20 protein-coding genes and 2 tRNA genes are annotated in these 22,559 nt (G+C 68.8%); 7 read left to right on the plus strand and 15 right to left on the minus strand.

Annotated elements, in window-relative coordinates:
• Window positions 1–10 precede the first annotated feature (10 nt).
• The 5 genes from ACFFGH_RS20010 to ACFFGH_RS20030 form a co-directional block, all read right to left on the minus strand.
• Window positions 11–823: a sugar phosphate isomerase/epimerase family protein gene (locus ACFFGH_RS20010; RefSeq protein ID WP_386671594.1), complete on the minus strand. Its 813-nt coding sequence runs from the start codon at window positions 821–823 to the stop codon at window positions 11–13.
• Window positions 820–1,890: a Gfo/Idh/MocA family protein gene (locus ACFFGH_RS20015; RefSeq protein WP_386671596.1), complete on the minus strand. Its 1,071-nt coding sequence runs from the start codon at window positions 1,888–1,890 to the stop codon at window positions 820–822. Before ACFFGH_RS20015 ends, ACFFGH_RS20010 begins: the two co-directional genes overlap by 4 nt.
• A 62-nt stretch (window positions 1,891–1,952) precedes the next feature.
• Window positions 1,953–2,828: a carbohydrate ABC transporter permease gene (locus ACFFGH_RS20020; RefSeq protein ID WP_386671598.1), complete on the minus strand. Its 876-nt coding sequence runs from the start codon at window positions 2,826–2,828 to the stop codon at window positions 1,953–1,955.
• Between the two features lie 2 nt (window positions 2,829–2,830).
• Complete coding sequence (locus ACFFGH_RS20025; RefSeq protein ID WP_386671600.1) at window positions 2,831–3,751, minus strand: carbohydrate ABC transporter permease; 921 nt, start codon at window positions 3,749–3,751, stop codon at window positions 2,831–2,833.
• A gap of 105 nt (window positions 3,752–3,856) precedes the next feature.
• A complete protein-coding gene (locus tag ACFFGH_RS20030) occupies window positions 3,857–5,143 on the minus strand; it encodes an ABC transporter substrate-binding protein (RefSeq protein ID WP_386671602.1) in 1,287 nt (428 codons plus the stop codon).
• Window positions 5,144–5,487: 344 nt separating this feature from the next.
• On the opposite strand from ACFFGH_RS20030, the gene ACFFGH_RS20035 reads away from it, so the two are divergent.
• Complete coding sequence (locus tag ACFFGH_RS20035; RefSeq protein WP_386671604.1) at window positions 5,488–6,558, plus strand: LacI family DNA-binding transcriptional regulator; 1,071 nt, start codon at window positions 5,488–5,490, stop codon at window positions 6,556–6,558.
• Here ACFFGH_RS20035 and ACFFGH_RS20040 read toward each other — a convergent pair.
• Together ACFFGH_RS20040 and ACFFGH_RS20045 are read right to left on the minus strand one after the other, a co-directional pair.
• Complete coding sequence (locus tag ACFFGH_RS20040; RefSeq protein ID WP_386671606.1) at window positions 6,526–7,602, minus strand: Gfo/Idh/MocA family protein; 1,077 nt, start codon at window positions 7,600–7,602, stop codon at window positions 6,526–6,528. The two genes, ACFFGH_RS20035 and ACFFGH_RS20040, sit on opposite strands and share 33 nt — an antisense overlap.
• Window positions 7,592–8,596: a DUF6807 domain-containing protein gene (locus ACFFGH_RS20045; protein ID WP_386671608.1), complete on the minus strand. Its 1,005-nt coding sequence runs from the start codon at window positions 8,594–8,596 to the stop codon at window positions 7,592–7,594. The genes ACFFGH_RS20040 and ACFFGH_RS20045 overlap by 11 nt, the downstream gene beginning before the upstream one ends.
• A gap of 352 nt (window positions 8,597–8,948) precedes the next feature.
• Here ACFFGH_RS20045 and ACFFGH_RS20050 point away from each other — a divergent pair, with 352 nt between their 5' ends.
• Window positions 8,949–9,737 (plus strand): SDR family NAD(P)-dependent oxidoreductase, encoded by a 789-nt coding sequence (locus ACFFGH_RS20050; protein WP_386671610.1) that lies wholly within the window; start codon window positions 8,949–8,951, stop codon window positions 9,735–9,737.
• Window positions 9,738–9,785: 48 nt separating this feature from the next.
• Complete coding sequence (locus ACFFGH_RS20055; RefSeq protein WP_386671612.1) at window positions 9,786–10,694, plus strand: Gfo/Idh/MocA family protein; 909 nt, start codon at window positions 9,786–9,788, stop codon at window positions 10,692–10,694.
• 7 nt (window positions 10,695–10,701) lie between these two features.
• On the opposite strand, the gene ACFFGH_RS20060 is transcribed toward ACFFGH_RS20055, so the two are convergent.
• Window positions 10,702–11,559, minus strand: a complete 858-nt coding sequence (locus ACFFGH_RS20060; RefSeq protein WP_386671614.1) for an alpha/beta fold hydrolase — start codon at window positions 11,557–11,559, stop codon at window positions 10,702–10,704.
• 255 nt (window positions 11,560–11,814) lie between these two features.
• Between ACFFGH_RS20060 and ACFFGH_RS20065 the strand changes: the two genes are divergently transcribed.
• Window positions 11,815–12,450, plus strand: a complete 636-nt coding sequence (locus tag ACFFGH_RS20065) for an RDD family protein (protein WP_386671616.1) — start codon at window positions 11,815–11,817, stop codon at window positions 12,448–12,450.
• A 28-nt stretch (window positions 12,451–12,478) separates the two neighbouring features.
• On the opposite strand, the gene ACFFGH_RS20070 is transcribed toward ACFFGH_RS20065, so the two are convergent.
• The 6 genes from ACFFGH_RS20070 to serS form a co-directional block, all read right to left on the minus strand.
• Window positions 12,479–12,568: transfer RNA gene (locus ACFFGH_RS20070), tRNA-Ser, on the minus strand.
• Window positions 12,569–12,647: 79 nt separating this feature from the next.
• Window positions 12,648–13,946, minus strand: a complete 1,299-nt coding sequence (locus ACFFGH_RS20075; protein ID WP_386671618.1) for an LCP family protein — start codon at window positions 13,944–13,946, stop codon at window positions 12,648–12,650.
• Window positions 13,947–14,258: 312 nt separating this feature from the next.
• Window positions 14,259–14,343: transfer RNA gene (locus ACFFGH_RS20080), tRNA-Ser, on the minus strand.
• A gap of 161 nt (window positions 14,344–14,504) precedes the next feature.
• Window positions 14,505–15,752 (minus strand): LCP family protein, encoded by a 1,248-nt coding sequence (locus tag ACFFGH_RS20085; protein WP_386671620.1) that lies wholly within the window; start codon window positions 15,750–15,752, stop codon window positions 14,505–14,507.
• Between the two features lie 119 nt (window positions 15,753–15,871).
• The gene (locus ACFFGH_RS20090) at window positions 15,872–16,678 is read right to left on the minus strand and encodes an HAD family hydrolase (RefSeq protein WP_386671622.1); all 807 of its coding nucleotides are present in this window, start codon (window positions 16,676–16,678) and stop codon (window positions 15,872–15,874) included.
• Window positions 16,675–17,940 carry a serine--tRNA ligase gene (serS, locus tag ACFFGH_RS20095; RefSeq protein ID WP_386671624.1) on the minus strand — a complete coding sequence of 422 codons (1,266 nt, stop codon included), beginning with the start codon at window positions 17,938–17,940 and terminating at the stop codon, window positions 16,675–16,677. Before serS ends, ACFFGH_RS20090 begins: the two co-directional genes overlap by 4 nt.
• Window positions 17,941–18,015: 75 nt before the next feature.
• On the opposite strand from serS, the gene ACFFGH_RS20100 reads away from it, so the two are divergent.
• Entirely contained in the window at window positions 18,016–19,086 is a 1,071-nt protein-coding gene (locus ACFFGH_RS20100; protein ID WP_386671626.1) for a diacylglycerol/lipid kinase family protein, read from the plus strand.
• 82 nt (window positions 19,087–19,168) lie between these two features.
• On the opposite strand, the gene pheA is transcribed toward ACFFGH_RS20100, so the two are convergent.
• A complete protein-coding gene (gene pheA, locus ACFFGH_RS20105; protein WP_386671628.1) occupies window positions 19,169–20,110 on the minus strand; it encodes a prephenate dehydratase in 942 nt (313 codons plus the stop codon).
• Window positions 20,111–20,253: 143 nt separating this feature from the next.
• On the opposite strand from pheA, the gene pgm reads away from it, so the two are divergent.
• Both pgm and ACFFGH_RS20115 read left to right on the plus strand, forming a co-directional pair.
• On the plus strand, window positions 20,254–21,873 hold the full coding sequence (pgm, locus tag ACFFGH_RS20110; RefSeq protein ID WP_386671630.1) for a phosphoglucomutase (alpha-D-glucose-1,6-bisphosphate-dependent): 1,620 nt from the start codon (window positions 20,254–20,256) through the stop codon (window positions 21,871–21,873).
• 2 nt (window positions 21,874–21,875) lie between these two features.
• Window positions 21,876–22,544 (plus strand): uridine kinase family protein, encoded by a 669-nt coding sequence (locus tag ACFFGH_RS20115; protein ID WP_386671632.1) that lies wholly within the window; start codon window positions 21,876–21,878, stop codon window positions 22,542–22,544.
• Window positions 22,545–22,559: the final 15 nt, after the last annotated feature.

Below are 22,559 nucleotides of genomic sequence, written 5' to 3' on the forward strand. Positions count from 1 at the left end.
TGCCTGCGGATCACCGCCGAGAGGTGTCCAGCCAGCCTGCGAGCCGCTGCCGGCTCATGATCACTTCCGGCATCGGATCGTAGTGCTCGGGTTCGTGCTCGATGGAGATGGGGCCCGAGAACCCGGCCTCGCGCATCGCCTCCACGCAGGACTCGATGTTCGCGATGCCGTCACCCAACGCACACGTGTCGTGCGCTCCTGCAGCCCTGATGTCTTTCAGATGGACGTGCACCAGGTGTGCGCCGAGTGACCGGATGGCGTCCGCGGCATCGTAGCCCTGCGTCGCCCACCAGCCGGTGTCCACAGCGGTGCCGAGCATCCCGCCGGCGCCGTCGCCGATCTTGGCGATCATCTCGGCGGGCGTCTTCTCGGGGTGATTCTCGATGGCGAACACCAGCCCCGCGCTCGTCAGCTCCCGGATGAGCGCATCGCGTCCCGTGTTCAGCAGCGCGCTGGTGCCCGAGAGGATGGGCGCACCGAGGGCGACTGCCACTGACGCCGCGGCCCCGAACTCTTCCGGGGTCTCGCCGAACGACCCCGCGTAGCTGGTGACCTTCACCCCGAGCTCATCGAGCACGCTGCGAGCGGCTGCGAAGTGCTCAGCCGTGGCCCAGGTCCAATTGAGCTGCCCGGTCCAGACGTCGACATTCGAGAAGCCGGCATCGACGGCGAGCTGCACGAAGCTCCCGAACCGCTCCTGGAACGTCGCGATCGGGCGGTAATGGTCGTTCGCGGCCGCCGCCCCCTGGGACCACCCCTCCGTCATCGCCCAGTCGAGCTGTTGGGCGACGAGATTCGCCCCCATGAACGAGACGGTGTTCATGCGTTCGCGCTCGTGGTCGGGAACGGGGACGGGAAGCCGGACTCCACGTGCACCCGTCGCCCATCGAAGGCCGAGAGCGCGATGGCATCGAGGACGTCGACGACGTGCCGGGCGTGCTCGGCACTGGTCCGATGCGGCCGGTCGTTCCGGATGGCCGAGGCGAGGTCCAGCACTCCGAGCGACCAGTCCACGACCGCGGTGTCGTCGGCCGAGCGGAGCTCGGTGAGCGGCTCGCCGTACTCGGCCGCGCGGACACCCGCTCCCGGCATGAACCAGTCGTCGAGCACGACCGAGCCCCGATCGCCGTGGAAGGTGACCGTACGCGGCTGGGTCTTGGAGTTGACGAAGAAGTTGCAGGTGAGCGCGAGAAGTGCCCCGGACTCGAAGACCGCGCTGACCACCCACGTGTCATCCCGCCCCGGGGTGAACCGCTCCCCCGTCAGGGTGATGCGCTCGGGGACGGACATCGCGCTGATCGCGGTGATCTCGCGGATGGGGCCGAGCACCGCCGTGAGGTAGGTGATCGGATACACGCCGGCGTCGACGACTGGGCCGACTCGATAGAAGGAATCCGGCGACGGATGCCAGGTCTCGATCCGCCCCTGGTTGACCTCCGCCTTGACCAGCCCGACCCGGCCGATCCGGCCGGACAGGACCTCACGCGCCGCCGCCTGCTGGGCCGCCCCGAGCCAGAGCGATGGGGCGCATGCCAGTCTCAGCCCGCTCTCGGCGGCAGCATCGACCAGTTCGGCCGCCTCCGTCGGCTCGAGCGCGAGCGGCTTCTCGCTGAACACCGTGAGTCCCCGGCTGATCAGCTCCCGCGTCGTCGGAAAGTGGTAGGGCGCACTGGTGAGGTTCACCACCAGGTCGGGGGACGCCGCGGCCAGCTCATCGAGATCCCGGAACGCCGTGCAGCCCTGAGCGGCGGCCAACTGGTCCGCCTTGTCCGGATCCACATCGAAGACTCCGACCAAGCTCAGCTCGGGGTGCCGTGCGATGCTCTCCGCATACGGGCCGGCGATGTTTCCAGCGCCGAGGAAGACGATTCGGGTGGGAGTATCAAGCATGCTTGTCCTTTACTTTTGGGAACGAGTAGAGCGGGGTGTTTGGTTCACTCATCCGAGATGCGCTATCCCTTGACCGCGCCGCTCAGGAGCGCACGCTCGAACTGACGCTGCAGGACGATGTAGAGCACGTAGACCGGCACCATGGTGATCAGGCAGCCAGCCAGCAGGATGCCGAACTGCGTGTTCGTCTGGGAGACGAGGTTCGGGATCGCCACCTGGACGGTCCTGTCCTCGGTTCCCGCGCCCAGAAGGACGAGTGAGAAGAGGTACTCGTTCCAGAAGGCCAGGAAATTGAGGATCGCCACCATGGAGATGCCGGGGATCACGGACGGCACATAGATCCGCCAGAGGATCACGAGTCGCCCAGCGCCGTCCATCATCGCCGACTCCTCGAGCTCCTTCGGGACCGCCCGCATGAACTGCGTCAGCAGAATCACCGCGAGCGGGAGAGACGAGGCCGTCAGGAACGCGATGAGGAACTCACGCGTGTGGAACAACCCCAGGGCTATGGACGCCAGAAGCGTGGGCACCAACGCTGCGAACGCGGGGATGAGCAGGCCCACCGCGAAGAAACGCTCGACGATCATGCCGATGCGACCCTGTGCGCGCGCCAGCGCGTACGAAGCCGGGATGGCGAGGAGAAGGGCCAGCGCGCTTGCGCCGATCGTGACAATCGCCGAGTTCACCAGGCCCTGGCCGAGCGAAGCCCGCTTCCACGCATCGGCGAAGTTGCTGAACAGCCACTGTCCCGGCAATCCCCAAGGGTCGCTGAAGATCTCGATGTTCGACTTCACCGCAGACACCGCGAGGAAGTAGAGCGGCGCGACCAGCACGACCACGTAGGCCCAAACGAGGACATGCACGATGAGTGGCAGCCTCGCGCGGCCGTGCCGCTCCGCGGAGGCCGGACGGGCGGGAGCAGTCGATTCGGAGGTCATGACTAGACCGCCGGCCGGAACACTCGACGGATCACCAGGATTCCCAGCACCCCGACCACGAAGATGACGACCCCGACCGCTTGGCTGTAGCCGATCTGCGACTGCACGAACGCCTTGTCGTAGATCAGGAACGAGAGATTCGTCGATGCGTAGCCCGGCCCTCCCTGAGTGAGCAGCAGGATCGTCCCGGCGCTGCTGAACAGAATCCAGGTGAACTGCAGCATCGTGAGGATGCCGAAGTAATCCTTGACGATCGGGTAGGCGACGGCCCACATCTTCGTCCAGTGACCGGCACCGTCGATCGTGGCCGCCTCCAGCACCTCCCGCGGGACGCCGCCGAGTCGAGCGCTGAACAGCACCGCGGTGAAGCCGATCCCCGCCCAGAGCTCCACGAAGATCACGGTCGCGTACGCGGTCTGCGGGCTCGCGAGCCATGCTGTGACGAACTCCCCGAGCCCGATGATCTTCAGCGTTCCGTTGAACAGCCCGTTGGGCGAGAACACCGCGAGGAAGATCATCGACTTCGCCGCGAGGGAGATCAAGGCCGGGGTGAAGAGCGCCGTCTTGATCACCCCATGGCCACGCGGCGAGAGGGAGATGTAGTAGCCGATCATGAACGCGAGCGGGATCATGATCGGCAGGATCACCGCAAGCTGGATGAGCGAGTTCACGGTCGCCTGAGCGAACACCGGATCGGCGAAGATCCGGCCGAAGTTCTCCAGGCCCATCGGAACCGGCCTCGAGATGATCGATCGCCAGTCGAAGGTCGAGATGACGAACATGGCGACCAGCGGTCCGATGGTGAACGCGATGTACCAGACAACCGCCGGCGCCGCGAGCAGCACCAGGCTGCCGTTGGAGGTTCGCGCCGAGCGCTTCCTCGGGGACTGCTCTGCAACGCTCAGAGCCTGATCAATCGCCACCACTGGGTCTCCTCCAACCATCGCTGGCCACCGGGGTGCGGCGAGTCGTCCGCCGCACCCCAGTGGGTCGTTTCCTGCAGGTGGATTCGGGTGAATCCTGACCGGTCAGTAGACCGAGTCCAGCGATGCGCAGATGCTCGCAGCGTCACCTGTGCTGAACGCGAGGCTGGACTGGCGGGTGAGCGGCTCGAGCAGCGCACCGGGCACCAGCGCGTCAGGGAAGGCCGCGAACTCGACGTTCTCGCTCAGGTCGTTCATTGCGAAGGCGAGGAGCTCGTTGCTCGGCTCGACGGGCTCGTCGGTGAGGATCGGACGCGGCGTCGCAGCCTCATCCACCATCCGCGCGACGATCTCATCCGAGTACATGATGTCGAGGAACGGCTTCACGAGGTCCTCGCTCGCCGCGCCATCCTCGCTGAGGAAGAACCCAGCGGACGTCCAACCCTGGAAGGCGGTCGGCTTGTCGAACGCGCCGTCATCCGGGACGGGGAATCCACCGAGCTGCACGTTGAGGTCCTCGGGGGTCTCCGAGAACGCCCACGACCCCGCGGGCATGATCGCCGCCTGACCCTCGAAGAAGGCGGTGTTCATCTGGTCTGCCGTGTACCCCTCGACATCATCGGCGAACACTCCGGCTTCCCGGAGCTCCACGAGCAGTTCGATTCCCTGCATCGCGGCGTCGGAGTCGCAGTACCCGCCGTTCGCGAAGACCTCCGCGGCTTCCGTGGGCTCCATGTAGGACTGGATGATCTGCAGGAAGAGCTTGTTGCCCGACCAGTCGCTGCCTCCGACGATCACTGGAGCGACACCGGCCTCACGAAGAGCCGGTGCGGCGGCGATCAGCTCGTCGGTCGTCGTCGGCACGCCGTCGATGCCCGCCTCGGCGAGGAGATCGAGGTTGTACCAGACCGGCCACACGAAGCCGCTGTAGGGGAACCCCTGGATCTCGCCGTCGGCATTCGTCCACTGCTCGATGGCGTCCGGGTTGATCTTGTCTTCGAGGCCCCAGCTCGTCAGGTACTCGTTGACCGGCTCGACGATCCCCTGCTCGAGCCAGGTCGCCTGCTTGTCGACGAGATTCACGACGATCACGTGGGGGGCGTCGCCGCCGAGCACCGAGACCTCATACTGCGCGCCGGTCTCTTCGCCGGCGGTTGTGAGCTCGACGTCGATGCCCGTCTCGTCCTCGTACTGGGCGATCGCGTCATCGACGATGTCCGCCTCGGCGGTGCCGGGGGCCCACACCGACAGGATCTTGAGCGGTCCTTCGGACCCTTCACCACCACCGCCGCCTCCACCTCCGCCACCACCCGCGGAGCAGCCGGCGAGGGCCATGGCTCCGGCTGCGCTGACGGCGAGCGGGACAAGCCACCTCTTCTTCAGAACTGACATCTGCATGCCTCCTTGCATGACGTAGCGGGCAGAGAAGCCCGGGATCGCAGGATCAGTGAACCACAGCCCTGGCAGCGCTGTCAATTAACCGGTTCAGTAACTTGGTTTGGCCTCTGATATCCTGCAATTCCGCGGTTTGTTCCGCTGAATCCGCCATGCCCGAGGAGCTGAATGCTTAACCGTTTTTTCCGTTTGCGTGACGATTCGCACCGTCACGTGGTGCACGAGGCGGTCCCGGCTGCCACCCCAGCCCGCCTGGGCCTCGGCACCATCGAGATCCAGCGGCTGCGGGCGCTCAGCGGCGGGCCCCGGGCCGCGATCCGTTCTGGGCTATGGTTCACTCCATGACCGAGGAGCTCCGCTCGCGCCGCCCGACGATCGCGGACATCGCCGCGCGGGCCGGCACGTCCAAGGGCGCTGTCTCGTACGCACTGAACGGCAAGGCGGGAGTCTCGGCCGCGACGCGGCAGCGCATCGAGGCCCTTGCGGCAGAGATGGGCTGGGCTCCCAGCGCGGCCGCGCGATCACTGTCGAGGTCCCACGCTGACGCGGTCGGGCTCGTCCTCGGCCGCCCAGCCACCCTTCTCGGCTCCGAGCCGTTCTTCATGGAGTTCATTGCCGGCGTCCAGAGCGCCCTCTCACCCGCCGGGTACTCGTTGATGATGAATCTCGTCTCCGACAGAGACCAGGAGCTGGCCATTCTCAAGCGCTGGCGCCTCCAGGGCCGCGTCGACGGTGTCATCGTCGTCAATATCAAGCAGGACGATCCGAGGATCGACTTCCTGGTGGAGACGGGGTTCCCAGGAGTCGCCGTCGGGGGCGAGCAGCTCATCGAGGGCATCCGGACCCTCGGCGCCCCGACGACCGAGCCGATGAAGGAGGCCGTGGCCTACCTGCGGCGTCTGGGCCACACCCGCATCTCCCGGGTCGGCGGCGACGGGCAGCTGGTGCACATTGAGCAACGGGACGTCGTCTTCACCTCGCTCTTGGGTGAGGACGTCCCTGGGTGCCGGATCGTCCACACGGACTTCTCTGTGGAGGGCGGCAGATCGGCGACCAGACGGCTGCTGTCTGGCGAGGACCCGCCCACCGCGATCATCTACGACAGTGATGTGCTGGGCGTCGCCGGCCTGAGCGTCGCCAAGGAGTTCGCGTTGGATGTGCCCGGCGATCTCTCGATCGTGACCTTCGACGATTCCCTGCTGTGCCAGCTCTCGATGCCACCGTTGACCGCGCTGAGGCGCGACACTCCGGCCCTCGGCGCACGGGCAGGTCGGGAGCTGCTGTTCCTGCTCCGCGGAAGCGACACGCCTCCTGAGACATCCGGCGGGCGAGGGTTCGAGCTGGCGGTGCGTGGGAGCACTTCGCCGCCGCGCACGGCGTCAGATCCGCACTCGGCGCCCGGTCTCGGCTGAGAGCTCAGCGGCGAACACCGTCTTCAGCGTCTCGAGGTTGTCCCGGCCGGACGCCTCTGGCTCCGCATCGGCCTCGATGGCATTGATCAAGTCGGACATGGTCGCGCCGAACGCATCGATCGCCCACGAACCGGCAAGGTCCGGCCGGAACACCCAGTGCGCACCACGCCGCACCACCTCGATCGTTCCCGGCCCCCGTCCCGTTCCTCCCGGCCACGCGCCGACGGTCCCGTTGATCGTGCCGTCGGCGCCGTCGATGCGGAAGCGGCAGTATGGCGCCTCGCCGACGGACGCCGTGTTATCCACGACGTTCGCGACGGCCCCGTCGAACTGCAGACCGATCGTCGCGATCAGGTCGCCCGCGGAGTGCTGACCCGGCCGGCGACTCGTGATGGCCTGAACGGAATGCGCCGTTCGGCCCGCCCATCTCCGGACGATGTCGAGGTGATGCACCGAATACTCGACGATCACCGAACGCTTCAGATTCAGCACCCATGGTGGCCTGTTCGGCGAATCCTGGTCGATGCACATCTCGTGGGAGATGAAGTAGGGGTCGCCGAGGAATCCGCTGGCGAGGATGGCCGACGCTGCCCGGTAGCTCGGGTTCCATCGCCCGTTCTGGTTGACTGCCAGACGAACACCGGCTCGCTCGGCATGCTCGACCATGCCGAGCGCGCTCTCGTAGTCATACGCGAACGGCTTCTGCACCAGGACATGCTTTCCCGCGTCGATCGCATCGTGGATGATCTGGTTTCGCACCGGGACGGTGTTCGGGAGCGCGACATCGACGATGCCGACGTCGCGGTTGGCGAGGAGCTCCTCATGACCGGCGACCGCGTCGATCCCGAACGTCGAGGCGGCGAACTGCCGCGCGTTCGCATCGAGGTCCGCGCCGGCGACCACCCGGAGCGAGAGCGCACGATACGACGGGATGTGCGCGTTCCGGGCCACACCGCCCAGGCCGATGACGCCGATGCCCCATCGATCAGTCACCGGCGGCGCCGGGAGGTACTGTCCGGGTTCGAGGATGTCCTCACTGCTCATGGCTGCTCCTTGGTTGGTCTCGGTTCTGCGCCGGCGCGTCCATCCCCGACAGCGTTTTGAAGTGCGCGATGGTCCTGGTGACCGAACCACGGTCGAGCTCGCCGTCGCAGACGATCACGCGATGCGCGAGTCGCAGCGTCTGGCCGGCCCGAAGCTCGTATGGCTCATCGAAGACGAATGACGGGGTGATGGAGGCCATGCTGTCGCTCCGGGCGAACCACTGGGCCGGGAAGCGCTCCTCCCGTTCCAAGTCGAGGAAGATCAGCGTTGCGGGGGCCTCACCGGCGACCGCCGGACAGGTGTAGGCGATCCACTCCGCGCGCCGGCCCGTGATGTCGGCGTCTCCACGCTCGCCGGTGGCGGAGAACACCGAGCCCGGGTGAGCGGTCAGGCTTCCACGCCAATGCATCCCCCAATAGCCCATGCCGGCGAGGCCCTTGGTGGCCGGCGACCGGAGTGGAAGGTCGCCGTCGGTGACATTGGTCAGCGCGAACTCGAGCTCGATCGCGTAGGCGCCGAGCTCCCTGGCGACGCCGACGAGCGAGATCCGTCTCGATTCGGTGAGCACCCGCTCCCCGGCGATGGAGACCCAGGCGAGCTCCTCGTCCATCCGCACCTCGTCCGGCTCCGAACGGATCCCAGCCCACGCCTCATGCCGGATGGTGCCGTTGTTTGCGAGCTGGATGTACCCCTCGCCGGGAACGTAGGTGTTGCCGCCCCAGAAATTGTCGTCTCCGACCGCTGGGATCGTCATCGTGAGCCCCACATGCCAGGGGTGATCCTTCGGACGGTATCCCGTCGTCTCCCGCCCACCGAGGGTGACCAGTGGATGGATGTACGGTTTCGGCGTCTCGTTCGGCAGGATCTCCGGATCGAAGTAGACGTAGCGGAAGAGGACCGACCCCGCTTCCCGTGCCTCGATGTATCGTCCGGCCCGATGATCCAGCTGGATCCCGTTGAGCGCAGGCGATCCGATTTCTTCCTTCGCCGTCATATCACTCCTGTTCTGCTCGTGCCGCTGTGCGGCCCTGGTCGATTCCCGCGGTTCATGCCGCGTCGGGAACCATCCGGATGCAGATTCGGCCTCCGGCGCGAAAGCATCGTTTTGGTGAACCGGTTCAGTAACGGTATCGGGTCTGCGGGGCCTCGCGCAACGCCTAGCATCCATACGTGTGCCGTTTCCCGGGAGCATTCAGCAGCGGGTCGCGGCTCTCGCCGAAATCGGGAGCGAATCGGCGTGCTGAAGCGGTTCAGCCTGGCGCGGCCTGATGGAGCGCGGCATACTTGGCAGGATCCGCCGCGAGTCGCACAGGGTCGTGGTGCCGAGCCGTAACCGAAAGGTTGTCATGACCCTCCAAGCCGCTCCCGCAACGGAGTTCCCCCGGATGCCGACGGCCGTGGTCACCGGCGCCGCGTCAGCCAGGGGAATCGGCCAGGCGACCGCACGCAGGCTCGCTGGCGACGGCTGGGCTGTGGCGATCCTCGATCTGGATGGCGCGGCAGCAGCATCGGTCGCCGAGCGGATCGCCGCGGAGTCGGGTCAGCCCGCGATCGGCATCGGCGCCGACATCGCCGAACCTCGGCAGGTCGACGCGGCGATGCGCCGGATCGAGTCCGAACTCCCCCAGCTCGTCGGCCTTGTGAACAACGCGGGCATCAGTTCCCCCACCCCGTTCCTCGAGGTGGGCCCGGCAGAATGGCGCCGCGTGTTCGACGTGAACGTGCACGGCACGTTCCACGTCACGCAGGCCGCCGCACGGATCATGGCACGGAACCGTCTGGGCAGGATCGTGAACGTCTCCTCCGCCTCGGCCGAGCGAGGGGGTGGCGTGTACGGCCGCGCCGCGTACAGCGGCTCGAAAGCTGCGCTGCTCGGGATGGCGCGCACCTGGGCACGCGAGCTCGGGGGCTTCGGGATCACCGCGAACAGCGTCGCGCCCGGCTCGATCGACACCGACATCATGGGCGGACCGCTCACGGACGACCGCAAGCGCGTGCTCCTGCAGGAGCTGCCAGTGGGAAGGATCGGGACGGTCGACGATGTCGCCAACCTCATCGCATTCCTCCTCGGGGCGCAGGCCGGCTACATCACCGGAGTGACGTACGACGTCAACGGCGGCTCGCACATCGCATGACCCCGCCCCGCACATAGGGCCACCGCACACCAGGTTTCAGGAGGATGCATGCGTTTCGGACTCGTCGGAACCGGCTATTGGGCCTCGACGGTTCACGGCCCCGGGCTCCTCCGCACCCCTCAGGCAGAGCTCGTGGGTGTGGCAGGCCGGAACGCCGGCAAGCGGAAGGAGCTTGCCAGGCGACTCGGCGTGACGCCCTTCGAGGATCCCGCAGAGCTGTTCGCCCGGGTGGATGCCGTCGCATTCGCCGTCCCGCCCGATGTCCAAGCGCCCCTCGCAGTGCGAGCCGCGAACCTCGGAAAGCACCTGCTGCTGGAGAAGCCGGTTGCCACGACCGCGTCCCAGGCCGCGCAGATCGCAGCGGCGGTCGCTGCCTCCCGCGCGGCGTCCGTCGTGTTCCTCACGGACCGGTACGCGCCGGAGATCCGGAAGTGGTTCGATCGCCTCCGGCTCGATGGCGGCTGGCGTGGGGGCTGGGTGCGTGGACTCGGTTCCCTCGACAGCCCGGGCAACCCCTACGGCGACTCGGTGTGGCGGCGGGAGCGCGGCGCCCTCTGGGACATCGGCCCGCACGCCCTGTCCAACCTGACGGCGGCGCTCGGCCCGATCGACCACCTCAGCGCCATCGCGGGAGAGGGTGATCTCACCCACCTCGTCATCACGCACATCAGCGGCGCGACGAGCACGGTGACGATCTCCCAGTTCGCACCCGCTGCGGCCGGGACGCGCAACGAGACGTGCGTCTGGGGCACAGCGGGAATTCTCGAGAAGCCACTGCGAACGACATCCGACGCCGACACGCTCGCGATCGCGGCCGCCGAGCTGATCGAGGCGGCCGAGACGGGTGCGAAGCACCCCATCGACGCAGCGTTCGGAGCACACCTCGTCGATCTGCTCGAGAGCGCCGATCGTCAGCGATCGGTGTCGAGGCCCGGAACTCAGGCACGGCATGCATGAGGGGGTATCAGCCAGGCACGCCCGCTGAGGATTCCTGCTCGTGCCAGAACCGACGGAGCTCCTCCGCGACGAGGTCCGGAGCGGTGCTGGTGGCGAAATGCAGCTGGCCCTCCCACACCACCCGATGCAGCCGCGGCAGGGTGGAGGCGAGCTGGTCCATCGTGGTCGGCATCGGCTCCCACGTCTCGGCCCCCTGCATGAGCAGGGTCGGCACAGCGATTCCGCTCCAGCGCCGCGCTGCGCCGCTGTCGGCGGCGAGCGCCTCCAGGTCGTGGAGCCACCCGATTGCAGCTCGCGCATCAAGCCCGGTCCCCGCCGCGGTGAGGACTTCCGCCAGCGGCTTCGGCACCCGGGCCACATCAAGCAGCAGGAGCCGGTTCGCCGCGGCGAGGTCACCGTGCGCGACAAGGGCACGGTAACGATCGAGGACCGGCACAAGGTGCTCCCCTCGTGCGAACAACGGCGGTTCGAAGAGCGCGAGGCTCCGGATGCCGACGGGGAACTCAGCCGCCATGTGGAGCGCCACGATGGCGCCGTACGACGCTCCGACGAGATGCACCGGAGTCCCCGAAGCTTCGCCGGCGGCGGTCACGACCGCCGCGACATCGGCGACATCCTGCGCGAAGGACTTCGGCGGTGTCGCGATGCCGCTGGGCGCGTACCCGCGACGGGCGAGCAGCCAGAGCTCGTGCTCGCGGCTGAGACGGTCAGCGACACCTGCCCACGAATGGAATCCGCCGCCGGACCCGTGCAGCATCAGCACCGGACTCCCGCGGCCGAGCCTCCGCACGGCGAGTCGCGTACCGTCCGCCGACCGCACGAAGTCCGTGTGGGTTGGAGCGCCGTCCAGTTCGTGTCGAGTCATGCCCCGAACGTATGCGGCTCCCGCGCCTTTCGAATCCGGCTGCTGCAGTCATCCCATTCGCCGGGTGGCGACACCTGGGGTCGATTCTGCGCGAGGAGCGCGGACTGCACGCAGCGATCGGGGCCTGGGGCACAGCTCACCGTTGCGTCTCCCGCCTGTACGCACGTCAGCGACCGGATTGTCCCACCCAGGCGACTGTGCCGCGGCGGTGCATCCTTCTAGCTTTTCGGGGTGCTGTATGCCGGTTCGGGGTCCGTGCGCCGCTTGGTCTGGCGCCGTGTCGCCGCATGCAGCGTCGACCTTGCCTGCAGCTTCGCCTGCATCGGGTTCATGACGATCGGAATCACCGTTGCGCCATTGGTCAGTGGAACGGCTCCCCCGGATCTGAGCGGCGCGGTGCCGGCGTCCGCGCTCCTCGCCGCGTCACTTGTGTGCGTCGGGCCGGTGACCGTCGCCTCGGCACTGTATGAACGCGGCCGACATCACGCGACGCCAGGCAAGAGGCTGCTCAAACTTCGGGTGGCGGCTCCCCCGAGACGATCGCTCCCGTTCGGTCGGTCGCTGATCCGCAGCGCGGTGAAAATCCCCGCGCCCTGGATGGCCGGGCACGCCGCCGCGGCAGCACTGGTCTCGGACCCCACTCCGCTTGCCGCGTCCTGGGCGCTTGCCGGCGCCGGCGTCTTGCCGATCGTGTTCCTTCTCACCATGCTCTCCCCCTCCGGACGGACGATCCACGACCGACTCAGCGGAACCACGGTCCTGGAGGTGAATGCGAACGACCGCTCCCCCGACCCGACGACCATTGCGCGCAGCGGCCCGACCGCGGACGGGGAATCGGAGGCGAAGCGTCATCTGTCGGGGTTGATCATGCTCGGCTTCCTCAACAGATGAGCCCACCATCCGTGCGGGATTACAAGAGCGGAGACGGTGGGATTTGAACCCACGGTGCCCAAAAAGGGCACTCCACCTTAGCAGGGTGGTGCACTCGACCGGACTATGCGACGTCTCCTGGTTCGTACCTTTAGCATCATAGCGGGCGCTGGAACGCCTCCCGCTCGCCGCCCCGGCTGACGGGTCGGCGGATGCCGTCAGTTGGCCTCGGAGCAGGTGTAGTCGGCTGCGGTCTGACCCTTGAGCCCGCTGAGCACCTGCGGCTGCCCACCAGCCGGCTCGGCGGTTCCCCCGCCGTCGGCTTCGACGGGCGCCTCCTCGGCGGGGGCTTCCTCAGCCGGCGTCTCTTCAGCTGGCGTCTCCTCAGCAGGCGGCTCTGCCGGGGCATTCGGATCCGCGACCGCACCGGTGCGCAGGCGGTCCTCGTCGAGCACGAACGGCTCGTCCGCCGCGATCCGGGCGAACAGGGCATCCGCCTGCTCGGAAACCGGCTGCAGCTTGCCCAGATACGGGCCACTGGTGCCGTCGGCAACCGGGTACTGCACGAAGACGACGTTCTGCATCGGCACGTCCTTCAGCGCCAGCGCGATGGCGGCGAGCGTGTCGAGCTGGGCGAAGTTCTCCGAGAGGGTCATATTGCTGGTCGCGGCGCGCGCCAGCTGGTACACCTTGCTCAGGTCCCCGAGAGTGTCCGCGCTCTTCAGGGTGCGCACCAGCGAGGACATGTAGACCTGCTGTGAGCTGATCCGCCCGAGGTCGCTGCCGTCGCCCACCCCATGACGGGAACGCAGGAACGCGAGCGCCTCCTCACCGGCCAGGGTGTGCGTGCCCGCCTCCGCGATCTCAAGGCCCGCCTGCGGATCGTGGATCGGCGCGCTGATGCAGACCGGCACGCCGCCGACCGCGTTCGACATCTCGACGACGCCGCGGAACGTGATCATGCCGGCGAACTGGATGTCGAGACCGGTGAGCTCGGACACCGTCTTGACGACGCAGTAGAGCCCGCCCTCGTCGAGCACCGAGTTGATCGGCGCCGCCCACTGGGCCGGCATGATCTCCCCGGTCACCTGATTCGGGCACTCCGGCGTCGCCACGATGAGGTCGCGCGGGATGCTGACCGCGACCGCGTTGCTGTGATCCTCCGACACGTGCAGCAGGATGTTGACGTCGTTCAGCACGCCGTCCTCGTGGGTGCCGCCGAGCCCGCCCTGTCCTTCGCGGGTGTCGCTGCCGGTGATGAGGATGTTGAATCCTCCCGGCATGGCGGCGATGTCAGGCGGCGGGGCGGTGTCCTGCGGGATCGACGCGATGACGATGCCGTCCTGCAGTTGCTTCAGGGTGATGGCGGCCACCGCGACACCGCTCACCAGCGCGACGGCGAGCACGCCGGAGAGCAGCTTCAGGCCGGCGAGCCAGGGGCTCGAGCGACGCAGGCGGCCGTGACGGGCGATGCCTGTGAGGCGGGACCGGGACGAGCGCGGACGCAGATCGCTCACCTTCGCCTCCCCTGAACGGCCTCGACGGGAGCACCCCACGCGCTCATCGCCGTCCGGCAAAGCATACCCGGCGCACCCAGAATGGGGCTTATACCCCTCCGGTCGCGTCCGGATGGGCTCAGTGGAGGATATCCACGGGGGAAATCCGGCGTTCCCGCAGAATACGGGACCGGGCGCCGCGCTCCATGGGCGGGCTCACCGCCGAACGTAGCGCGAACCGCACACCCCGGCCCGGAGGAGAGGCGGGTGTCACGCATCCAGCGCTCCGGAGCGGCGGCTGCCGCCGCTCCGGAGGACCGGATTCACTCACAGCGGAGGGCGTGGGATTCGAACCCACGAGACATTTCTGCCCACTGGTTTTCAAGACCAGCTCCATCGGCCGCTCGGACAGCCCTCCCGGATACCAGGGCCCGAGTTTAGTTGATGTCCGGCCGTCCCACCCCACGCGCCCTACCCGCCGTCGCGAAGGCCGCGAGCGCCGCCGCGACAAGCCAGCGAGCGACGGGACGCTGCCGCATGTCGCGACAGCACCTCCGCGATGGTGAGAGCGCCAGCGGATCAGCCGCCACTGGCCACGCTGCAGGTGCGCTCCGCCGCCGTCTGTCCTGGGAGCCCCTCGATGGTCGGCAACTCCGGTTCCGGCGTCGCCGTACCGGTCGGGCTCGGCGTCGCCGTACCGGGTTCCGTCGGTTCCGGTGATGCGGTCGGGGCGTCGGGGTCGGGAACCGAACCGGGCCGCTCCTCCTGGGATCCGAGGCCGAACGGCTGGTCCGCGGCGATGGCCGAGAAGAGGGCGGAGGCGATGGCGTCCTCCGAGGCCAGCTTGCCGTACCAGGGGTCGGTCTCCCGGTAGACGGTCGGGTACTGCACGAAAAGGACGTTCTCCAGCTCCACGTCCTTGAGCGCCATGGCGAGCGCGACGAGGGTGTCGAGCGACGCCATGCTGCTCGACAGCGTCATGTTCTCCCGCACCACCCCGGCGAGCTCGTACAGCCGCACCGGGTTGGAGAGGGTCTCGTTGCTCTTCAGCTTGCGAACCAACGACGACAGGAACACCTGCTGCGAGCTGATCCGGCCGAGGTCGCTGCCGTCGCCGACGCCGTGCCGGGTGCGTAGGAACGCGAGCGCGTCAGGGCCGGAGAGCACGTGCTCCCCGGCGGTGTCGAGCACCAGCCCGCTTCGCGGATCGTTGATCGGCGCCGTGATGCAGACCGGCACGCCGCCCACCGCATTCGACATCTCGACGACGCCCTGAAAGGTGACGAGGCCGGCGAACTGGATCTCGAGTCCGGTGAGGTCGGAGACCGCCTCCACGGCGCACGGCAGGCCGCCCCGGCGAAGGGCCTCGTTGATCGGCTGGCCTTCCGACTCCGGGAAGGTCTCACCGGTCTGCGGGTCGGTGCACTCAGGGAACGGGATGACCAGGTCCCGCGGGATGCTCACCGCGATGGCGCGGGAGTGGTCGGCGGAGACGTGCAGCAGGATGTTCACGTCGTTGAGCGTCGAACCGGGATCTTCGCCGCCGAGGCCGCCCTGGCCGACGCGGGTGTCGCTGCCGACGATGAACACGTTGAAGCCGCCTGGATAGGCGCCGACGCTCGGCGGCGGCACATCCTCGCCCCCGCCGATGTCGACGATGTCGAGGCCCGACTGGAACTGCCACAGCGCGATGAGGGCGACGGATGCGATGCTCAGCGTGACCACGGCGAAGAACGCGGTCAGGAAGGTCAGCAGGCTCCGCCAGCCGCTGCGGCGGCGGAGCGCGCCGTGCCGCGCGATGGGGTGAACGCCCGACTGACGCGCCATCAGTCCGCCTCCCGACTCCCGCTCCGCTGCGGTCCCTGAGCCGGGCCCGCGCTGCCGGTTCCGGCGCGCCGCGAAGCGGCGTTGCGGCGGTGGAGCGGGGAGCGACGGCTCATCATGGCTCAGCCGAGCGCGCGGAGCACGGTCGCCGCGCCGTCGTCAAGGTCGGTGCCGGTCAGCTCGCGTGCGACTTCCCGGACCTCGGGCGGCGCCTGACCCATGGCGACGCCGCGTCCCTCCTCGGATGCCCAAGTGAGCATGTCGATGTCGTTCCGCCCGTCGCCGATGGCGAGCAGCCGGGACCGCGGGATGTCCAGCGCCTGCCGGACGCGCTCCAGCGCGGTCGCCTTGTTCACGCCGTCCGGCGCGATGTCGAGCCATGCGGTCCAGCCGACGTTGTAGCTGACCCGGTGCAGGCCCATCCGCTCGACGATGCCGAGGAACTCCTCGGTGTCGTGCTCGGGCGAGAGCACCACAACGCGGGTCGCCTCCAGGTCGAGCAGCTCGTCGAACTCGACGCGCGTGCTGGTGGCCCCGAGGGATCCGTCCGGGAAGCGCCCGCCGGCGTAGCGGTAGATGCCCTCCTCGTCCTCCACCGCGAACCGGGCGTTGTCGAGATGGCCGTTGATGGTCTCCAGCACGGTCCGCGGGCTGAAGGTCTCCACGTGGTCTCGGCGGTACCCCATCGTCGCGTCCTCATCCCGGCGGAGCGTGACAGCGCCGTTCGAGCAGACGACATACTCCGGCGTGAGCCCCAGGCGCTCGAGCACCGGCAGCGTCATCGACGGCGACCTGCCGGTGGCGAGCGTCACCTCGTGGCCGAGGCCGCGCGCGTGCTGTGCGGCTTCCAGCATGGCGTCGCTGATGGTCCCGTCCTCGTGGAGCACCGTGCCGTCCACGTCGAGGGCGATCAGCATCCGCCCGCTCATCGCACCGGCTCCAGGACCTCGAGCCCGCCGAGGTACGGGCGCAGCACGTCCGGCACGGCCACGGAGCCGGCCGCCTGCTGATGCGTCTCGAGCAGCGCGACGATCCAGCGGGTGGTGGCGAGCGTGCCGTTGAGGGTCGCAACGGGTGCCGTCGGCCCCGCTTCGGTGCGGTAGCGGATGTCGAGACGGCGGGCCTGGAAGGTGGTGCAGTTGCTGGTGCTCGTCAGCTCCCGGTAGGCGTTCTGTGTCGGCACCCATGCCTCGACGTCGAACTTGCGCGCGGCGCTCGTGCCGAGGTCGCCGGCCGCGGTGTCGATCACGCGGTAGCTGAGGCCCAACGCCTTCAGCATCCCCTCCTGCATGGCGAGGAGGCGCTCGTGCTCCGCCTCGGCGTCATCCGGAACGATGTAGCTGAACATCTCGAGCTTGTTGAACTGGTGCACACGGATGATCCCGCGGGTGTCCTTGCCGTGGCTGCCGGCCTCACGGCGGTAGCAGGTGGACCAGCCGGCGTAGCGGAGCGGGCCGTTCGAGACGTCGACGATCTCGTCCGCGTGGTAGCCGGCGAGTGCGACCTCGCTGGTGCCGGTGAGGTAGAGGTCGTCGTCGGGGAGGAAGTAGACCTCGTCAGCATGGGCGCCCAGGAAGCCGGTCCCGCTCATCACGGACGGTTTCACCAGCGTCGGGGTGATGAGGGGAACAAAGCCCTCGGCGAGCGCGCGGTCGAGCGCCAGGTTCATGAGCGCCAGCTCGAGGCGCGCGCCCACCCCTTTGAGGAAGTAGAAGCGGGCGCCGCTGACCTTCGCGCCGCGCGCCATGTCGATGGCGTCGAGGCGCTCGCCGAGCGCCAGGTGGTCGAGCGGCTCGAAATCGAACGACCGCTTCTCTCCCACCTCGCGCAGCACCACGTAGTCGTCCTCGCCGCCGGGCGGCACGCCGTCGAGCACCGGGTTGGCGATCGCGCCGGCGAGCTCCGCGAACGCCGCGTCGGCATCCGCTGCAGCCGCCTGTGCCGCCTTCACCCGGGAGGCGAGCTGCTGCGCCGCCGCGACGAGCGCCGCCTTCTCCTCCTTCGGCGCCTTCGCGACCAGCTTGCCGTGCGCGTTCTGCTCGGCGCGGAGCGCCTCGAACTCGGTGATGGCGCTGCGGCGGGCGGCGTCCGCGTCGACGGCGCGGTCGATGAGCTCGACGGAGTCGCCTCGGGCCCGCTGGGAGGCCCGCAGAGCGTCGGGGTTCTCGCGGAGCAGCTGCGGGTCGATCACTCCCCAAGCTTACCGACGGCGGAGAAACCCGGATTCTCCCTGAATGCTCGCAGATCGGACCCTTAGCGTTGTCTCATGACGGAGACTGCTCAACCGGACGTCACGCAGTCCGCGCCCGACCTCAAGGCGCTGCACGCCGCGGTCGTGTACAACCCGATCAAGGTCGAGCTCGACGATGTGCGAGCCGCCGTTCAGGAGGCCGAGACAGCAGCCGGCTGGGGCGAGACCCGGTGGTACGAGACGAGCGTGGACGATCCGGGCGAGGGCGTCACCAAGAAGGCGCTCAAAGAGGGCGCGAGCGTCGTCATGGCCGCCGGGGGCGACGGCACGGTGCGCGCGGTCGCTGAGTCGCTCCGCGGGACGGGCGTGCCGATCGGACTGCTCCCTTCGGGTACCGGCAACCTGCTCGCCCGCAACCTCGACCTGGATCTGGCGCATATGCCCGGCTCGGTCGTCTCAGCGTTCACCGGCAAGGACCGGGCGATCGACCTCGGCGTGTTCGAGGCCGAGCTCCCGGACGGAAAGCGGGAGCGGCGCGTGTTCCTGGTGATGGCGGGGCTCGGCCTCGACGCCCGGATGATCGCCAACACCAACGACGATCTGAAGGCCAAGGTGGGCTGGCTGGCATACGTCGACGCGATCGCGCGGTCTCTGCGCGGCCACAATCGCGTCCGGCTGCGCTACAAGCTCGACGACCGGCCGGTGCGCGCGATGCGGGTGAACACCCTGCTGATCGGCAACTGCGGGTCGCTTCCCGCGAACATCCTGCTGCTGCCCGAGGCCGCGGTCGACGACGGCATCTTCGACATCGTGGCGCTGCGGCCGGAGGGCTTCTTCGGCTGGGTGCAGATCTGGGTCAAGATCGTGTGGGAGAACGGGGTGCTGCGCCGATCCGCGGTCGGCCGCAAGCTGATGAGCATGACCCGCGAGGTGCGCACCCTGCGCTACCTGAAGGGGAAGCGGCTCGCGATCCGGCTGGAGCGCCCTGAGGAGTATGAGCTCGACGGGGACGCGTACGGCAAGGCGATCGCCATCCGCACCTGGGTCGACCCGGGCGCGCTGCTCGTGCGCATCCCGCAGGAGTCGGAGATCGACTCCGACCAGGACGCCGGCGAAGCGAAGCAGTCGGCGGACGTGCCGCAGTAGGAGCGTCCGAAGAGGGCCGGAATCGGCGGAACCGGCCCGCCGCGGCGGCCCATATACGCCGAAACGGGCCGTTTTCGCCCGGTCAGCTCGGCTCGCCGCTGATCAGTCCGCGCAGCCAGTCGCGGGCGTCGAGGAAGCTGTCATCGCCGTAGCGCTCCGACACCTCGATGCGGTGGTTGTCGGCCCGGGGATACGAGCCGAGGAACACCACGTTGGGGCTGAACCGCTTCAGGCCGAGCAGCGCATCCGCCACCCGCTCGTCGAGGATGTGCCCGTCAAGGTCGATCACGAAGCGGTACCGGCCGAGCGCATCGCCGATCGGCCGCGACTCGATGAGGCTCATGTTCACGCCGCGGGTGGCGAACTGCTCGAGCATCTCCAGCAGCGAGCCGGGCTCGTCGGAGGGCAGCTCCGCGATGACACTCGTCTTGTCGGATCCGGTGCGCGCCGGCACCGGCGCTGTGCGGCTGACCAGCACGAAGCGGGTGACGGCGTTCGGGTTGTCCCCGATGCCCTCCGCCAGCACCTCGAGCGGGAAGTGGTCGGTGATCCCGGGCGGCGCGACGGCGGCATCCGCGACGTCGGACTCCAGCAGGTCGCGCGGGGCGGCGACGTTCGACGGTGACGGGATGTGACCGTGCCCGGGCAGCGCCCGCTCCAGCCACAGCCGGCACTGCGCATACGCGACCGGATGCGCGCTGACGACGCGCACGTCGGCGAGCGCCGTTCCCGGCCGGGCGACGAGCACGAACTGCACCGGCACCAGGTACTCACCGAGGATGCGGAGATTCGGGATGCTCGCCAGCGCATCCTGCGTGGCGCTGACCCCGCCCTCGATGCTGTTCTCGATCGCGATCATCGCGGCGACGCTGCGGCCGGAGACGACGTCGTCGAGCGCCTCGCCCACGTTGTTGACGCTGCGCCACGGCTTGCCGGCCGCGCCCGGGACCTGCCCCAGGGCCGCCCAGGTGAAGGTGCCGGCCGGGCCCAGGTAGCTGTAGGTCTCTGCGTCGCTTCCGGACATGGGCGAAAGCCTATCGGCGAGCGCGGAAGCGGACGGTCCGTCGCGACCGGTTCCCCCGCCGATCACTCCCGCGCCGGTCGGACCGCTGACGAGTCGCTGGAAACCTGGGCGTTTGCGGAGTGCACGGTGGAAGACTGTGCCGCATGAGCTCCCGCGCCGGTACCCCCGCCCAGCCCACCGACCTCATCGACATCGACGAGCTGCTCGACGCGTATCGGTCGGTGGTGCCCGACGTGAACGATCCGGCCCAGCGGGTCGCGTTCGGCACCAGCGGCCACCGCGGGTCCAGCCTCGACGGCGCGTTCAACGAGACCCACATCGCGGCGATCACGCAGGCGATCGTAGAGTACCGCGCCGGCCAGGGCATCACCGGCCCGCTGTTCCTGGGCGGGGACACGCACGCGCTCAGCCGCCCCGCCGAGGAGACCGCCCTTCGCGTGCTTGCCGGCAATGGGGTGCGCGTGTTCACCGACGCGAACGCCGACTTCGTGCCCACCCCGGCGATCAGCCACGCGATTCTGCGCTACAACCGCGGCGGACATCAGGATCAGGCCGACGGCATCGTCGTGACCCCCAGCCACAACCCGCCGCGGGATGGCGGGTTCAAGTACAACCCGCCCCACGGCGGACCGGCGGACACCGACGCCACCTCGTGGATCGCGGAGCGGGCGAACCAGCTGATCGCCGATGGCAGTTCCGGCGTGAAGAGCGCGGATCCGAGCAGCGTGGAGGGGTACGACTTCCGGGAGCACTATGTCGCGGACCTCGTCAACATCCTCGACCTCGACGCAATCCGCACGGCTGGCGTCCGGATCGGCGCGGACCCCCTCGGCGGCGCGAGCGTCGGATACTGGGCGCTCATCGCCGAGAAGTACAACCTCGACCTGACCGTCGTCAACCCGAGCGTCGACCCGACCTGGTCGTTCATGACGCTGGACTGGGACGAGAAGATCCGGATGGATCCGTCGTCCGCCTCGGCGATGGCCTCGGTGCTGGGTCGGCAGCACGAGTTCGACATCCTCACCGGCAACGACGCCGACGCGGACCGGCACGGCATCGTGACGCCGGACGGCGGGCTGATGAACCCGAACCACTACCTGGCCGTCGCGATCCAGTACCTGTACACCCACCGCGACGGCTGGCGGCCGGATGCGGCGATCGGCAAGACGCTCGTCTCGAGCAGCATGATCGACCGCGTCGCCGAGTCGCTCGACCGGCGGCTGCTGGAGGTGCCGGTCGGGTTCAAGTGGTTCGTCCCGGGACTGCTCGACGGCTCCGTCGCCTTCGGCGGCGAGGAGAGCGCGGGCGCGAGCTTCCTGCGCAAAGACGGCACCGTCTGGACCACCGACAAGGACGGCATCCTGCTCGCACTGCTCTCCGCGGAGATCCTGGCGGTGACCGGCAAGACCCCCTCGAAGTTGTACCGCGAGCTGACTCAGCGGTTCGGCGCTCCGGCGTACCAGCGGGTGGATGCGGCGGCCAGCAAGGCGCAGAAGGCGCGGCTCGGCAAGCTGGACGGCGACGCCATCACCGCCGACACGGTCGCCGGCGACGCGATTGTCGCGAAGCTCAGCGCGGCGCCCGGCAACGGTGCCGCGATCGGCGGCGTGAAGGTCGCTACCGAGCACGCATGGTTCGCCGCCCGGCCGAGCGGCACGGAGGACGTGTACAAGATCTACGCCGAGTCGTTCAAGGGTGAGGAGCACCTCCGCGCGGTGCAGGCGGAGGCGAAGGAGATCGTCGACGCCGCGCTCGGCGACTAGGGGTGTTCCTGCAGGCCAGCGAGCCCGCCGCCGGTCCTTGGCGGGTCGAGCCGATCGACGACATCGCCCGGCTCCTCCGAAACGCGTCGGGGAACCCCACCGGCCGACCCGCGATCGTCGCGGTCGACGGCCGCGGCGGGAGCGGCAAGTCCACGTTCGCGAATCTCCTGCACGCCGCCGTTGCGCAGTCGGCGGTGGTGCACACGGATGACGTCGCCTGGCACGAGTCGTTCTTCGGCTGGGCGCCGCTGCTGGCGGACGGCGTGCTGGCCCCGCTGCGGGCCGGAGAGGCCGTGGAGTTCAGGCCTCCGGCGTGGGCGGCGCGGCGTCGCCCGGGCGGGATTGCGGTTCCCGCGGGGCTGGAGCTGCTGATCGTCGAGGGCGTCGGCGCCGCGCAGCGCGAGCTGATGCCGCTCATCGATGCCGTGGTGTGGGTGCAATCCGATTACCGCGAGGCCGAGCGACGCGGCATCGCCCGGGACATCGAGCAAGGTGTCAACGGGGATCCGGCGGAGTCCGCCGCGTTCTGGCACGAATGGATGGCGGAGGAGCTGCCGTTCCTCGATCGGGAGCGACCGTGGGAGCGTGCGGTGCTCGTGGCCGCGGGCACGGCGGTGCTCGCGCACGGGGACGGGGAGGTCGTGGTGGCGAACGGACCGCTCGGTCGCTGAGCCTGTCCTTCGACA

The organism is Lysobacter korlensis, assembly GCF_042434515.1.